General features: G+C 54.0%; 11 protein-coding genes. All 11 read left to right on the forward strand.

The window, feature by feature from the left end; genetic code table 11:
• Positions 1 to 87: 87 nt before the first annotated feature.
• The 11 genes from RGM3321_RS16105 (at position 88) to RGM3321_RS16155 (ending at position 14,736) form a co-directional block, all read left to right on the forward strand.
• Positions 88 to 699 carry a 50S ribosomal protein L25/general stress protein Ctc gene (locus RGM3321_RS16105; RefSeq protein WP_058400566.1) on the forward strand — a complete coding sequence of 204 codons (612 nt, stop codon included), beginning with the start codon at positions 88 to 90 and terminating at the stop codon, positions 697 to 699.
• Positions 700 to 864: 165 nt separating this feature from the next.
• The gene (pth, locus tag RGM3321_RS16110; protein WP_003317127.1) at positions 865 to 1,449 is read left to right on the forward strand and encodes an aminoacyl-tRNA hydrolase; all 585 of its coding nucleotides are present in this window, start codon (positions 865 to 867) and stop codon (positions 1,447 to 1,449) included.
• 21 nt (positions 1,450 to 1,470) lie between these two features.
• Complete coding sequence (gene ychF, locus RGM3321_RS16115) at positions 1,471 to 2,571, forward strand: redox-regulated ATPase YchF (RefSeq protein WP_058400565.1); 1,101 nt, start codon at positions 1,471 to 1,473, stop codon at positions 2,569 to 2,571.
• Positions 2,572 to 2,876: 305 nt separating this feature from the next.
• Positions 2,877 to 3,950 (forward strand): dTDP-glucose 4,6-dehydratase, encoded by a 1,074-nt coding sequence (gene rfbB, locus RGM3321_RS16120; RefSeq protein ID WP_244393874.1) that lies wholly within the window; start codon positions 2,877 to 2,879, stop codon positions 3,948 to 3,950.
• Complete coding sequence (gene rfbD / locus RGM3321_RS16125; protein ID WP_244393959.1) at positions 3,950 to 4,855, forward strand: dTDP-4-dehydrorhamnose reductase; 906 nt, start codon at positions 3,950 to 3,952, stop codon at positions 4,853 to 4,855. The genes rfbB and rfbD overlap by 1 nt, the downstream gene beginning before the upstream one ends.
• Positions 4,852 to 5,742 (forward strand): glucose-1-phosphate thymidylyltransferase RfbA, encoded by an 891-nt coding sequence (gene rfbA / locus RGM3321_RS16130; protein WP_002552131.1) that lies wholly within the window; start codon positions 4,852 to 4,854, stop codon positions 5,740 to 5,742. Before rfbD ends, rfbA begins: the two co-directional genes overlap by 4 nt.
• A 41-nt stretch (positions 5,743 to 5,783) precedes the next feature.
• Entirely contained in the window at positions 5,784 to 6,695 is a 912-nt protein-coding gene (locus RGM3321_RS16135; RefSeq protein WP_244393875.1) for a glycosyltransferase family 2 protein, read from the forward strand.
• Positions 6,696 to 7,385: 690 nt separating this feature from the next.
• Complete coding sequence (gene rfbC, locus RGM3321_RS16140; RefSeq protein WP_244393876.1) at positions 7,386 to 7,931, forward strand: dTDP-4-dehydrorhamnose 3,5-epimerase; 546 nt, start codon at positions 7,386 to 7,388, stop codon at positions 7,929 to 7,931.
• Positions 7,931 to 8,758, forward strand: a complete 828-nt coding sequence (locus RGM3321_RS16145; RefSeq protein WP_244393877.1) for an ABC transporter permease — start codon at positions 7,931 to 7,933, stop codon at positions 8,756 to 8,758. The genes rfbC and RGM3321_RS16145 overlap by 1 nt, the downstream gene beginning before the upstream one ends.
• Entirely contained in the window at positions 8,748 to 10,112 is a 1,365-nt protein-coding gene (locus RGM3321_RS16150) for an ABC transporter ATP-binding protein (RefSeq protein WP_244393879.1), read from the forward strand. Before RGM3321_RS16145 ends, RGM3321_RS16150 begins: the two co-directional genes overlap by 11 nt.
• On the forward strand, positions 10,105 to 14,736 hold the full coding sequence (locus RGM3321_RS16155) for a glycosyltransferase (RefSeq protein ID WP_244393880.1): 4,632 nt from the start codon (positions 10,105 to 10,107) through the stop codon (positions 14,734 to 14,736). The genes RGM3321_RS16150 and RGM3321_RS16155 overlap by 8 nt, the downstream gene beginning before the upstream one ends.
• The last annotated feature ends 58 nt before the right edge of the window (positions 14,737 to 14,794 follow it).

A 14,794-nucleotide genomic window follows, 5' to 3' on the forward strand; every position in this document is an offset into this window, starting at 1 on the left:
TCCTGTCAGGGCGGGGCTTTTTTGCCCATACCGCCCGAGCGCTGGTCGCAAACGCAACGGCGGATGTGGTTAATTTGGAGATACAACATGAACGAATTTACCCTGAATGCAGAACAGCGTTCCGACCTGGGGAAAGGTGCGAGCCGCCGCCTGCGTCGTCTCGCCAGCCTGGTTCCAGCTGTAGTCTACGGTGGCGACAAAGCCCCTGAGTCCATCAGCATGCTGGCCAAGGAAGTTTCCAAACTGCTCGAAAACGATGCGGCCTACAGCCACATCATCGAGCTGAACATTGGTGGCAAGAAGCAGAACGTCATCATCAAGGCGCTGCAACGTCACCCGGCCAAAGGCCATGTGATGCACGCTGACTTCGTGCGCGTTATTGCCGGCCAGAAACTGACCGCAATCGTGCCGATCCACTTCCTGAACGAAGAAGCTCCAGTCAAGAAAGGCGGCGAGATTTCGCACACTACCACTGAACTGGAAGTGACCTGCCTGCCTAAAGACCTACCTGAGTTCATCGAAGTTGATCTGGGCGCGCTGGAAGTGGGCGACAACGTTCACCTGTCCGAGCTGAAAGCACCTAAAGGCGTCGAGTTCGTTGCCTTGGCACACGGTACTGACCTGGCAATCGCCAACGTCCACGCACCGCGCATCGTCAAAGACGAAGCAGAAGAAGGTGAAGAAGGCGCAGCCGAGTAATTCATTACTTGGTAACGTCGGAGTTGCTCAGGAAACATCGCGAGCGATAAGCAGGCAAAGCGGGCGAGATCGCTGAGTTTACATCATGGTAAATGAGCAGTTTTCGCCCACATTGCCGCTGTCGCCAGCGGTTTAACCCTCAACTCCAAAGGAAGAGCCCCTGTCGTGACCGCCATACAACTGATCGTTGGCCTGGGAAATCCAGGCGCTGAATACGAACAGACCCGGCATAACGCAGGGGCTTTTTTTGTTGAGCGTATTGCTGCGGCGCAGCGAGTCAATCTCGTTCCCGAGCGCAAATTCTTTGGCCTGACCGGGCGTTTTACGCATCAGGGTCAGGATGTTCGTCTGCTGATTCCCACCACCTACATGAACCGCAGCGGCCAGGCCGTCGCGGCACTCGCCGGTTTCTACCGTATTCCGGTTGAGTCGATTCTGGTGGCGCATGACGAACTGGACCTGCCTCCGGGCGTTGCCAAGCTCAAAGTGGGCGGCGGCCATGGCGGTCATAACGGCCTGCGCGACATCATCGCGCAGCTCGGCAACCAGAACACATTTCATCGCTTGCGGCTTGGCATCGGCCACCCGGGCGATGCCAGCAAGGTATCCGGCTTTGTCCTGGGTCGAGCGCCACGCGCCGAACAGGAAAAACTGGACGCCAGTATCGACTTTGCCCTCGGCGTGCTGCCGGATATCTTCGCCGGTGAATGGAACCGGGCGATGAAAAACCTGCACAGCCAGAAGGCCTGACATCACTCGAGGGGAAACACCATGGGATTCAATTGCGGCATCGTCGGCCTGCCTAACGTCGGCAAGTCCACCCTGTTCAACGCCCTGACCAAATCTGGTATTGCGGCCGAGAACTTCCCCTTCTGCACCATTGAACCGAACAGCGGCATCGTGCCGATGCCTGACCCGCGCCTGGCGGCCCTTGCAGCCATCGTCAACCCGAAACGCATCCTGCCGACCACCATGGAGTTCGTCGACATCGCCGGCCTGGTGGCAGGCGCCTCGAAAGGCGAAGGCCTGGGCAACAAGTTCCTCGCCAACATCCGCGAGACCGACGCCATCGCTCATGTGGTGCGCTGCTTTGAAGACGAGAACGTGATTCACGTCTCCAACAGCGTCGACCCCAAGCGCGACATCGAGATCATCGATCTGGAACTGATATTCGCTGACCTCGACAGCTGCGAGAAGCAACTGCAAAAGGTCACGCGCAATGCCAAGGGCGGTGACAAGGACGCAGTGGTCCAGAAAGGCCTGCTTGAACAACTGATCGCCCACTTCAGTGAAGGCAAGCCAGCACGCAGCCTGATGAAGAGCATGAGCAATGACGAGAAAGTCATCATTCGTGGCTTCCACCTGCTGACCACCAAGCCGGTCATGTACATCGCCAACGTTGCCGAAGACGGTTTCGAGAACAACCCGCTGCTGGACGTGGTCCGCGCCATCGCCGAAGAAGAAGGCGCAATGCTGGTGCCGGTCTGCAACAAGATCGAAGCCGAAATCGCCGAGCTGGATGACGGCGAAGAAAAAGACATGTTCCTCGAAGCTCTGGGCCTCGAAGAACCCGGCCTGAACCGCGTCATTCGCGCTGGCTACGAAATGCTTCACCTGCAGACCTACTTCACCGCCGGCGTCGAAGAAGTCCGCGCCTGGACCGTCCGCGTCGGTGCCACCGCACCACAGGCCGCAGGTGTCATCCACACCGACTTCGAAAAAGGCTTCATCCGCGCCGAAGTGGTGGCGTATGACGACTTTATTCAGTTCAAGGGCGAGTCCGGTGCCAAGGAAGCGGGTAAATGGCGTCTGGAAGGCAAGGAATATGTCGTCAAGGATGGTGATGTGATGCATTTCAGGTTTAACGTGTAAGCCATAGACAGCGTCCAGCGGGATCTCGGTGAGTGCAGATTCCTCTATCACGAAAGCCCCATTATCTGGGGCTTTCGCGTTTGAAGCATTGGCACCATCGGTTCGCTACACGATTGCAGACGCCCTCAAATTATTTGATGGGGATGTCTATTTTTCTATGTAAAATGTCGTTTTTTTACCGCCGCTCATCCACGTCATTTAAACATTCATGTTTAACGCAGGCAGATGTTTCAAGACGGCGACTGATCAGCGATCGTTTCCACGGACCGGGCAGAGCCTTGTCATAACCCAAGGTAGATACTCTTTTGAAGATCTTAGTAACAGGCGGTGCTGGTTTCATCGGTTCGGCAGTGATTCGGCACATCATTGCCAATACAGCCGACTCAGTCGTCAATGTCGACAAACTGACGTACGCAGGCAATCTTGAATCACTTCAGTCGGCCGATCAAAGCGAGCGTTATGCCTTTGAGCACGTGGACATCTGCAACCGTGAAGACCTGGACCGGGTTTTCAAAGAGCACCAGCCCGACGCTGTGATGCACTTGGCAGCCGAGTCCCATGTCGATCGTTCCATCACCGGGCCGTCAGAGTTTATCCAGACAAATATCATTGGCACCTACACGCTGCTTGAAGCTGCGCGTGGCTACTGGAGCCAACTGGACGAAGCACGCAAGGCCAACTTCCGCTTTCATCATATTTCCACCGATGAAGTGTATGGCGACCTAGAAGGCCCGGAAGATCTCTTCACCGAGACCACCCCTTACCAGCCAAGCTCACCCTACTCGGCCAGTAAGGCCAGCTCTGACCACCTGGTACGCGCCTGGAGCCGTACCTACGGCCTGCCTACTCTGGTGACCAACTGCTCCAACAATTACGGCCCGTGCCATTTCCCCGAGAAGCTGATCCCGCTGATCATTCTCAATGCGCTTGAAGGCAAACCGCTGCCTATCTACGGCAAAGGTGATCAGGTTCGTGACTGGCTCTACGTAGAAGACCACGCCCGCGCATTGTACAAAGTCGTCACCGAAGGCGAGATCGGCGAAACCTATAACATCGGTGGTCACAACGAGAAGCAGAACCTCGAAGTGGTCAACACTGTCTGCGCCCTGCTCGACCAACTGCGTCCGGACTCAGCCCATCGCCCGCATGCCAGCCTGATCACTTATGTGCAGGACCGCCCGGGCCATGACCTGCGCTACGCGATTGATGCCAGCAAGATTCAGCGTGAGCTGGGCTGGGTGCCGGAAGAAAGCTTCGAATCCGGCATCCGCAAGACGGTGCAATGGTATCTCGATAACCCGGAGTGGGTTGCTCACGTGAAGAGCGGAAGCTACCAGCAATGGATCGACAAGAACTACACAGCGCGCGCCGATAAATGATGAAAATTCTTCTGCTGGGCAAAAACGGCCAAGTGGGTTGGGAGTTGCAACGTTCACTCGCTGTAGTGGGTGAAGTTGTCGCTCTTGACCGCCATAGCGTATCGACGGCTTATGGCGAGCTTTCTGGCGATCTTTCTGATCTGGATGGCCTGCGCAAGACCATTCGCTGCGTCAAGCCTCAGGTTATCGTCAACGCCGCAGCCTATACCGCTGTCGACAAGGCCGAAACCGAGCGCGAGCTAGCGCATACGGTCAATGCTCTGGCCAGCCAGGTTTTGGCAGAAGAGGCCCACACGCTGGACGCGTTGTTGGTTCATTACTCGACCGACTATGTGTTCGACGGTTCAGGCAACACCGCATGGAAAGAAAGCGATGCGGTGTCGCCGGTCAACTATTACGGCGCGACCAAACTTGAAGGCGAGCAACTTATCGCTGCCTCAGGCTGCAAGCACCTGATCTTCCGTACCAGTTGGGTTTACGCGGCACGTGGCAACAACTTTGCCAAAACCATGTTGCGCCTCGCGAAAGATCGCCCGACGCTCAATGTGATCGCCGATCAGATTGGAGCGCCTACAGGTGCGGAGTTGCTGGCCGACATAGCGACAGCTGCCCTGCTTCAAACGCTGGCGAAGCCTGAGCTTTGTGGCATCTACAACCTGGCACCGGCCGGTGAAGTGTCATGGCATGCTTACGCGCAGTACGTGATTGACTTCGCCCGCGCCAATGGGGAACCCCTGGCAGTGGAAACGATCAATCCAATCGGTACGATCGAATACCCGACACCTGCGCAACGTCCTCTGAATTCGCGTTTGAACACAGAAAAGCTGCGCCACAATTTTTCTCTGCACCTGCCTGACTGGCAAAATGGTGTAGCCCGAATGCTCATGGAAACTCTGAACAAATGACCACCATTAATCGTAAAGGCATCATCCTGGCCGGCGGCTCGGGCACTCGTCTGCACCCGCTTACCCTTGGCGTATCCAAGCAGATGCTGCCTATCTACGACAAGCCGATGATTTTCTACCCTCTGTCGGTGCTGATGCTGGCAGGTATGCGTGAAGTCCTGATCATCTCCACGCCAGAAGACTTGCCGAGCTTCCGCAAGCTTCTGGGTGACGGCAGCCAATATGGCATTCAGCTCACCTACGCAGAACAACCAACGCCTGATGGCCTGGCACAAGCCTTCATTATCGGCGAAGAATTCATCGGTGAAGATCCTTGCTGCCTGATCCTGGGCGACAACATCTTTTACGGTCAGCACTTCTCCGACAACCTGCGCTCGGCCAGCCAACAGACCAGCGGCGCTACTGTCTTCGGCTACCATGTTTCCGATCCTGAGCGCTTTGGCGTTGTCGAGTTCGATGAAACCGGTCGCGCCTTGAGCATCGAAGAAAAGCCTGCAGCACCGAAGTCGAGCTATGCCGTGACCGGCCTGTACTTCTATGATAATCAGGTTGTCGAAATCGCTAAAAACATCAAGCCTTCCGAGCGCGGCGAGCTGGAAATCACCGATGTGAACCGTGCTTACCTTGAGCAGAAGAGCCTGACCGTAGAAATTCTCGGTCGCGGCTTTGCATGGCTCGACACAGGTACTCATGAGTCGCTGCTTGAAGCGAGCCATTTTGTACACACCATTGAGCAGCGCCAAGGCTGGAAAGTGGCGTGCCTTGAAGAGATCGCTTACACCAACGGCTGGATTACAGCTGCTCAGCTAGGTGAACAAGCTCAAAAACTGAAAAAGACTGGCTACGGGCAGTATCTGCAGAAACTGCTTGATCTGGGCTCGTTCTAAGACTGCAAACCTCTATCCCATACCGCAAGGCTGCGAACAGTATGTCATCTGTTTTTCCTAAGGTAGCCGTGCTATTGGCAGCCTATAACGGTATGGCGTGGATAGAGGCACAACTTGATTCAATCCTGACGCAGACAAACGTCTGCGTCAGCGTGTTCATCAGTGTGGATACCTCCACGGACGGCACTGAAGCATGGTGTGCCGACTACGCTCAGCAGCATGCGAATATCTCCCTGCTGCCGTCGGCCGGACGATTTGGCGGAGCATCACGTAACTTCTTTCGCTTGATCCGGGATGTCGACTTCTCGACATTCGATTACGTAGCGTTCTCCGATCAGGATGATATCTGGCATAAGGAAAAGCTTCAGCGCGCCGTAGTGACTTTGGCGCCGGGTCATCATGATGCCTATTCCAGCAATGTCACCGCATTCTGGCCGGATGGTCAGCGTGTACTGCTGGACAAGGCTCAGCCTCAGGTCCAGTGGGACTATCTGTTCGAAGCCGCGGGCCCCGGCTGCACCTATGTGATGAATCGCCGGCTTGCAGATGCCTTCAAGTCGTCCCTCCTTTCCCACTGGGATGCAGCTCAGGCCGTCAGCCTGCACGACTGGTACTGTTACGCATTTGCTCGCAGTCACGGCTTCCGCTGGCTTATCGATCCGGTTCCCGGCATGGACTACCGTCAACACGCCAACAATCAGGTTGGCGCCAACACCGGGCTTGCCTCACTCATCAGTCGACTGAAAAAGATTGCTGACGGTTGGTGGGCCGGGCAGGTAGTGCTGATTGGCCAGTTGATCGGAGACAGCCAACTGCATCCTGCGGGGAAACACGTGAGTACGCGGCTGTCGTTCCTGAAGCTCGCGTTCAAGGCACCGCAATGCCGCAGGAGACCGAGAGACAAGATCTTCTTCATTATCGCGTGCCTTACAGCAATGCTAAGCAAACGCTGACTGTCAAATAGCCACTCATACCCTGCCTGGCCCAGCCAGAGCGATGTAGCCTGATTAAATCAATGATCAGGCATCGCAGCCTCCTAAAATACTGGCTCTCAACATTTGCGCCCAACGCAAAAGAGGCCGTTAACCGCCGCGTGGCCGGGTATCGGTCACAGCATCGAAACCGCTTAATTTCGCAGGGCACCGAATGTTCTCCAGCGGCGGCTTATGTTAATGTGCAGACCTTTGTTTTCGGTATCAAAAGCGCAAAGAAGGCAGTGTAACCGGGGTGAACGGAACCAGCCTCGGAAGGTGGGGTCACTTGTACCGCCCAACCAAGGATGACAAGGCTCGAGTCACCCACCCGGCCATGAGCTCAGATACCGGACGTGCTTCAATTCGTAAAACCGTCCTGCCATGAAGACCTCGTGTTGCTCATCGTCGGAACCTATGTCGGAAAACTACAAATAGACGATGCATGCCCCGCTCCCTCGGTAATAAAAGGCCTACCCCCTTATCCAGCGCAGACATTTCCCGCCCAGGCGGGCAGTCTATGGCGCACTCGACTCCCATGAGCCTCGATGTCGTAAAGCGCGTTTTAATGGCGCAATCAAATTCCATGGCGCAGGCGATTTTTAACACACGCCTGCCCCAGCCAGGGCCTTATGAGCAGACCCTGATGAGCATCCCGGAGATACGTTACCTATGAATGCAACACGCCTCGCCATTCCAGACGTCATCGTATTCGAGCCAAAGGTTTTCGGCGACGATCGCGGTTTTTTCTTTGAAAGCTTCAACCAGAAAGCTTTCGAAGAGGTCGTTGGGCGGTCTGTAACGTTCGTTCAGGACAACCACTCGCGTTCGGTGAAGGGCGTTCTTCGCGGTTTGCATTACCAAATTCAACAGCCACAGGGCAAGCTGGTCCGAGTCACCGCCGGAGAAGTCTTTGACGTTGCGGTCGACCTGCGCAAGAGCTCCCCAACTTTTGGCAAATGGGTGGGACTGCATCTTACCGCCGAAAACAAAAAACAACTGTGGATTCCGGAAGGCTTTGCCCACGGCTTTGTCGTACTGTCCGAAAGCGCCGACTTCCTTTACAAGACCACCGATTACTGGGCGCCGGAACATGAACGCAGCCTTGCCTGGAACGACGCCACCGTGGGCATCGACTGGCCATTCGGCGAAGCACCTTCCCTGTCTGCTAAAGATCAGAAAGCCGTCGTATTCGAAGACGCCGAGGTGTTCGCTTAATGAACCCTCATAAAACCCCTTCGGCGGGCCCTTTGCGGCTCGTCAACAGCCTGTGGACCAACCGCTCATTGATCTCGCAAATGACCAAGCGAGAAGTCATTGGTCGCTACCGCGGCTCGGTGATGGGCCTGGCGTGGTCATTCTTCAATCCGGTGTTGATGCTGGCGGTATACACCTTCGTATTCTCCGAAATCTTCAGCGCGCGTTGGGTTGGAGTCGATACCGGCAAAGGCGGCTTCGCTATTCTGCTGTTCGTCGGGATGATCGTGCATGGGTTGTTTGCAGAGTGTGCGAACCGAGCACCTTCGTTGGTGATGAGTAACAGCAATTACGTCAAGAAGGTAGTGTTTCCTCTGGAGATTCTGCCGGTTATCACCTTGGGCTCGGCGCTCTTCCACAGTTGCATCAGCCTGATAGTGCTGGTGATCGCACAACTGCTGATTTCGCACACGCTTTTCTGGACGGCACTATTGTTTCCGCTGATTCTGGTGCCGCTCATTCTAGGCACGCTGGGTATCAGTTGGTTTCTCGCATCCCTCGGCGTGTACTTGCGCGACGTCGCGCAGGTAATCACGGTTCTGACAACTGTCCTGCTGTTTCTGTCGCCGGTTCTTTACCCGGTGGCGGCGCTTCCTGAAGTCTATCGCCCTTGGCTGCAGATGAACCCGCTTACCTACATTATCGAAGAAAGCCGTAGCGTACTGCTGTTCGGCAACCTCCCGCATTGGGACAGCCTGGGTATCGCCATCGTGATTGGCGCAGTAATTGCTGTCATGGGGTTCTGGTTTTTCCAAAAAACACGCAAAGGATTCGCTGATGTCATCTGATCAACCGGTTATCAGCGTACAAAACGTCTCGAAGTGTTTTTACACATATGACAAGCCCCACGACCGCTTGAAACAAGCCTTGGTGCCTAGAATTCAGCGTTGGTCAGGGCAGCCGACCACTACCTATGGCAAGGAGTTCTGGGCCCTGCGCGACGTCAGCTTCGACGTCGGCAAAGGCGAAACAGTCGGGATCGTGGGCCGCAATGGTTCAGGCAAGTCAACCTTGCTGCAGATCATCTGCGGAACATTGAACCCGACTGTCGGCGAGATTCATACGCGCGGCCGGGTAGCGGCCTTGCTGGAACTCGGTTCAGGCTTCAACCCCGAGTTTACCGGCCGTGAAAACGTTTATCTGAACGCCGCAGTGCTTGGACTGACGCGTGACGAAGTAGACGAGCGCTTTGACGCGATCGCCGGCTTTGCCGATATTGGCGAGTTCCTTGATCAGCCGGTCAAATCTTACTCAAGCGGCATGGCCGTACGCCTGGCGTTTGCGGTCCAGGCTCAGGTCGACCCGGAAATCCTGGTCGTGGACGAAGCACTTTCCGTTGGCGATGCACGATTTCAGGCCAAGTGCTTCGAGCGCCTCAGGCAGTTGAAAGAAAATGGCACCAGCATCCTGCTGGTCACGCACTCCAGCGAGCAAGTGGTCACTCACTGTAATCGCGCTATTTTGCTGGAAAAGAGCAGGATCGAGATGATTGGCGAATCGCGCCCGGTCATCAATCGCTACACAGACCTTCTGTTCGGGCGTGAGAAGAGCCCTATCACCGACAAGAGTCTGGACCTCGCCGAAGCCGAACGAGTGGAAACCGCCCCAGTCGAAACCGACAAGATAGCGTTGCGTTTTGATGAAGACGTGTACGCGAGCAGGCCTGGTTACAACCCTCATGAGTACCGTTGGGGGGATGGCGCTGCAACACTGCTCGACTTCCATATGAATGCATCGGGAAGGGAGTTTCCCAACAGCGTTGAATCGGGCGAGGAAATCGTTCTTGATCTGGCCTTGCACTTCAATCGTACAGTGGTCAACCCGATTATCGGCTTTACGATCAAGACCAAAGAGGGTGTCACCGTATACGGCACCAACTCTTACATGCAGGATTGCGAGGGCACAGGCCTGATAGGCAGCGCTGGAATACAGGCAAAAGCGCGTGTGAAATTCAGAAACGCGCTGGCGACCGGTGATTACTTCATTTCCATCGGCATTGCCTCTCGGCAAAGCGAGGACATCGTGCCTCACGACCGGCGCTATGATTCGATACATTTCGTTGTAGAACCCACTCCAAAGCTTCTGGGTTTGATAGACCTGGGTGCCTCCATGGAAATTGAACCGGTACGTGTTGATGTTTGAGCTTGATAGATATGGCTACCTCCGTGATACAGACACATCTGTATGGGTGCGGACTGATTATCAGGGCATTGCCTACAGTGACGGCGATAGCTCGGAAAATGAGCTGGCGAAGATCGTTCGTAACGCAAGCGATGTCTCCGTGCTGTCGAGCGAGCTTCCGCACTACTGTACCGACTGGCCAAAGCTCTATCACCTTAGTTCCACCCGCGGAAATATCTTTCGCCCGTTCGAGCATCTTCTAAAAGGTAAATCAGTTCTCGAAATCGGTGCGGGTTGCGGTGCGATCAGCCGCTACCTCGGCGAAGCGGGTGCTGACGTGCTCGCGCTGGAAGGTAGCCCACGCCGAGCTGCCATCGCAGCGAGCAGAACACGTGATCTGGATAACGTCACGGTGCTTGCTGAACGATTCGATGACCTGAAGATTGATCAGCAATTTGACGTAGTAACGCTCATCGGTGTACTCGAATACGCCAGCATGTTCAGCAATGACGAAGATCCTGCACTGGGGATGCTGAAACGAGTTAAAAAGCTGCTCAAACCTGACGGACATCTGTTTATTGCCATTGAGAACCAACTTGGCCTCAAATATTTTGCCGGCGCGCCAGAGGATCACCTTGGTGTCGCTATGTACGGTATTGAGGGCCGGTATGTAGCCCGCCAACCTAAGACATTTGGCCGCAAAGGTCTGGATGAGTTAATAGCCCTCGCTGGCTTTGCATCATCAAGCTTTCTATCACCTTATCCGGACTACAAGATTCCCAATTCTCTGATCACAGAGAACGGTTTCAAAGCCAATAATTTCGACGCTGCTGCATTGGCCTGCCAGAACACTCGGAAAGATCCACAGTTACCCTCGACCACCACATTTAACCTCGAAAAAGCTTGGCCGGTGGTGATCGAGAATCATCTGGGCATGGACCTCGCGAATTCGTTTATGGTCGTCGCTTCATGCCAGCCGTACGACGCAGTCCCCAGTAATGTCCTAGCGTATCACTACAGCACAGGGCGCAATGCAGAGTACTGCAAGGCAGCGGTTTTCGCCGAAACCCATGCAGGCATTGAAGTTCAATACCAACGTCTCAGCACTATTGAAGCAGCAGACCGCCGGGATGACCCATTCAGATTCATCCTTCCTGCAGCTCATGGCTACGCAAAAGGCAATTTGCTCAGCCTGCAATTTCTTGAAGCCTCAACAACCGAAGATTGGGCAGTTGAAACGTTTACCCCTTTTTTGAACACCTATCTAAATTGCCTAAGCCAGCTCTTGGCTACTGAAGGCGGTACTACCGAACTGGACAGTGTAAACGTTCGTTTACCTGGCCATTATATTGACGCAGTTGCACAAAACATCATTATTGACAGTGAAGGCAACCCACATCTCATAGATATCGAATGGGAAATGAAGGAAGGCGTCGAACTCGGTCATTTGCTAATGCGGGGCCTGCTGCTGCTGATAGCGAATAAAGTACCCTTTCACCCAAGCACGACCATGATCAACAGGCGTGATTTTATTGTTGAGTTGATTGCGAGTGCGGGCCTTGAGATCACCGAACAAGCGCTGAACCGCTACGCGCTACTAGAGGCGATGTTCCAAGAAAAAGTCACCGGTCGCGAAGCTGCGAGCTTTCTTAATTGGTCACCAGAAGCGACCATTCAAAAAATGGGATCCTTGGGAGACAAAACGCCTAGAGTGGCGAAGCTCTATATAGGTGATGCGGCGGGCGGCTTCAAAGAAGAGCGGACGATAAGTCAATTTGTGCACGATGGGCGCCAGACCTTAGTGTTCACAGTTCCAGCGACCTACGGATGCGCGGCACTTCGTTTCGATCCAACCAATATTCGTCAATCCTTTTCGGTAGACGCAATTACTATCTATGACGCCAATTCGGAAGCATGGTCTTGGCGTGACAGTGCCAATGCACCTCTCGACTCTGCGGGCACGACCACATTCGTTAACGACGTGAACGACAGCACAATGTTTATGTCATTGGACGATGACCCGCACCTCGTGCTTCCCGTTGATCTCAATTCGCTATTATCCGGGAAGTCGTTCAAAATACAGATTACGTTCACTTTATTCACGGAAGGTCAGGTCGCTGAGCGACTCCTTCAACAGGAAGAGGAGCTCAAGCTAGCGCTTGAGTCTATATCGGATTTGAATTTTAAAGACCGCTCAGCTTTAGAGGCCGCCGAGGTAGCGAACCTTGCGGTAGAAGAAAATCATCGCTTGGCTCTGGAAGAGCGCGAGGCTGAGAATCTGGCAGTGCAAGACAAGCATCGATTAGCGCTCAAAGAGCTTGAAGCTGCGCACCAGGCTGCCAAGGAGCATCACCGATTGGCCCTTGAAGAGCTCGAAGCTGCACAACTTGCCGCTCAGGAAAGCCATCGAGTCGCGCTGGAGGAACGGGAGGCTGCGAATCTGGCGATTCAAGAAAACCACCGAATTGCTATGGAAAATCTTGAGGCGGCAAACCTTCTGGTTCAGGCAGAGCACCGTCAGGCGTTAGCGGATATTGATGCCGCTACCCGAGAGGCGCAAGAGAAGCATAACGCCAAGTTAACAGAGCTTGAAATTGCGATTTTGGCAGCTCAGGAAAATCACCGTCTGGCACTTGTAGACAAAGATACGCATGTTCACAACTTGAACCTGCATATCATCGCGATGCAATCTTCGTACAGTTGGAAAGCCACTGCCCCGCTGAGGAAGATAACCAGGTCATTTTTCCGTGCAAAACGTCTTGCTGCATCGATTCCACTGATTGTTCAGCGAGGAGGCGGACTTTCCAGTACAGCAAAGAAGGCCTACCAAGTGTGGCGTCTCAGGGGACTCGCAGGTGTCATCGCACAGGCTCGCTGGGTTCAAGGTGAAGCTCAACATGCGTTCGTCGGAAGCGAGACGCGTGAAGTGCCCGATCGACACGATTATTCTCGATGGGTCCAATATTACGACACGTTGGGCGAAGCCGAAATCAACCGTATCAACGAGCACATGAATCGCTGGATTGAGTATCCGCTCATTTCCATCATCATGCCGGTGTATAACCCACCACTGGATCTTCTTCGTGAAGCAGTGGACAGCGTGCGCTCGCAGCTCTATACCAATTGGGAACTATGCCTCGCTGACGATGCATCGACAAATCCCGCAGTGATCGAGTACCTGAAATCTTTGAAAGCGCAAGACAGGCGCATCAAAGTTGTTTTCCGTGGCAGCAATGGTCACATCTCGCAGGCCAGCAACTCGGCACTGGGCGTCGCTAAAGGTCTTTTTGTTGCGTTAATGGACAATGATGACCTTCTCCCTGCTCATGCGCTTTACTGGATTGCTCGCACCATTCGCGAAAACCCGGATGCAGGATTGATCTACTCGGACGAGGACAAGATTGACACCGAAGGCAACCGTAGCTCGCCCTACTTCAAGTCAGACTGGAACGAGTTCCTGTTTCGTTCGCAAAATATGATTTGTCACCTCGGAGCCTATCGCCGTGATCTCGTCAACGAGGTAGGGCAGTTCCGGGTAGGCTTCGAAGGTGCTCAGGATTATGACCTGGCCTTGCGTTGCATAGAAAAACTTAAACGCGACCAGATTATTCACATTCCTCGCGTGCTTTATCACTGGCGTATACACGCTGGCAGTACAGCGATGGCTGGCGACGAAAAACCTTATGCTGCATTGGCGGGCGTTAAAGCTCTAGATGAGCATTTGGAACGTCAAGGTCGGATTGGCTCGACAGAGTTGCTACCTACAGGTCAGTACCGGGTGCACTACAACCTGCCGACAACGCTGCCTCTTGTGACACTTGTCATACCCACAAGGAATGCTTACGCATTGGTCAAGCAGTGTATCGACAGCATCAAAAGCCTGACAACGTACAAAAATTACGAAATCATTCTGATTGATAACGGCTCTGACGATCCCGAATCGCTGGAATACTTTGCTCAAATCGATCAGGAAGAAAACATTCGCGTACTTCGAGACGATGGACCGTTTAACTACTCTGCGCTCAATAACGGTGCTGTGCGTATCGCCAAAGGTGAGCTAATTGGTCTCATCAACAATGATATTGAGGTGATTACACCTGAGTGGCTCAGCGAGATGGTGTCAATTGCGTTGCAGCCGAAGGTCGGTGCGGTAGGCGCAAGGCTTTGGTACCCAGACAACAGACTACAACATGGTGGTGTTGTGGTGGGCATAGGGGGTGTTGCCGGCCACGCACACAAGTATCTTCCAAAAGGTGCACATGGCTATTTCTGTAGAGCGGAGCTAATTCAGGAGTTCTCGGCGGTCACGGCCGCATGCCTGATCATTAAAAAGTCAATTTTTGATGAGGTAGGCGGGCTAGATGAGCAGCATTTGAAGATAGCATTCAATGATGTGGACTTCTGCTTACGGGTTCAGGAAGCAGGGTATCTCAACGTCTGGACACCTTTCTCTGAGTTGTACCACCATGAATCGGCGACGCGCGGTCTGGAGGACACGCCTCAGAAACAGGAACGATTTGGGCATGAGATTCGCTACATCAAAAATCGCTGGCCGAACATCCAGGTGGATTACGCCTATAGCCCGAACCTAACCCTTGATCACGAAGATTTCGGTCTGGCTTGGCCTCCAAGGTTCAAAAATTGATCGCAGTTGCCAAAAACATTCAATACAGCGCTATGACATTTTCTGCAGCCTTAAGGGT

The sequence above is a fragment of the Pseudomonas sp. RGM 3321 genome (genome assembly GCF_022836805.1).
Classification (GTDB): domain Bacteria; phylum Pseudomonadota; class Gammaproteobacteria; order Pseudomonadales; family Pseudomonadaceae; genus Aquipseudomonas.

What these genes read in the sequence shown, in the direction of transcription:
- RGM3321_RS16105 (WP_058400566.1), top strand. Translation starts at nt 88, where the DNA reads ATGAACGAATTTACCCTGAATGCAGAACAGCGTTCCGACCTGGGGAAA.
- ychF (WP_058400565.1), top strand. Translation starts at nt 1,471, where the DNA reads ATGGGATTCAATTGCGGCATCGTCGGCCTGCCTAACGTCGGCAAGTCC.
- rfbD (WP_244393959.1), top strand. Translation starts at nt 3,950, where the DNA reads ATGAAAATTCTTCTGCTGGGCAAAAACGGCCAAGTGGGTTGGGAGTTG.
- rfbA (WP_002552131.1), top strand. Translation starts at nt 4,852, where the DNA reads ATGACCACCATTAATCGTAAAGGCATCATCCTGGCCGGCGGCTCGGGC.
- RGM3321_RS16135 (WP_244393875.1), top strand. Translation starts at nt 5,784, where the DNA reads ATGTCATCTGTTTTTCCTAAGGTAGCCGTGCTATTGGCAGCCTATAAC.
- rfbC (WP_244393876.1), top strand. Translation starts at nt 7,386, where the DNA reads ATGAATGCAACACGCCTCGCCATTCCAGACGTCATCGTATTCGAGCCA.
- RGM3321_RS16145 (WP_244393877.1), top strand. Translation starts at nt 7,931, where the DNA reads ATGAACCCTCATAAAACCCCTTCGGCGGGCCCTTTGCGGCTCGTCAAC.
- RGM3321_RS16150 (WP_244393879.1), top strand. Translation starts at nt 8,748, where the DNA reads ATGTCATCTGATCAACCGGTTATCAGCGTACAAAACGTCTCGAAGTGT.
- RGM3321_RS16155 (WP_244393880.1), top strand. Translation starts at nt 10,105, where the DNA reads ATGTTTGAGCTTGATAGATATGGCTACCTCCGTGATACAGACACATCT.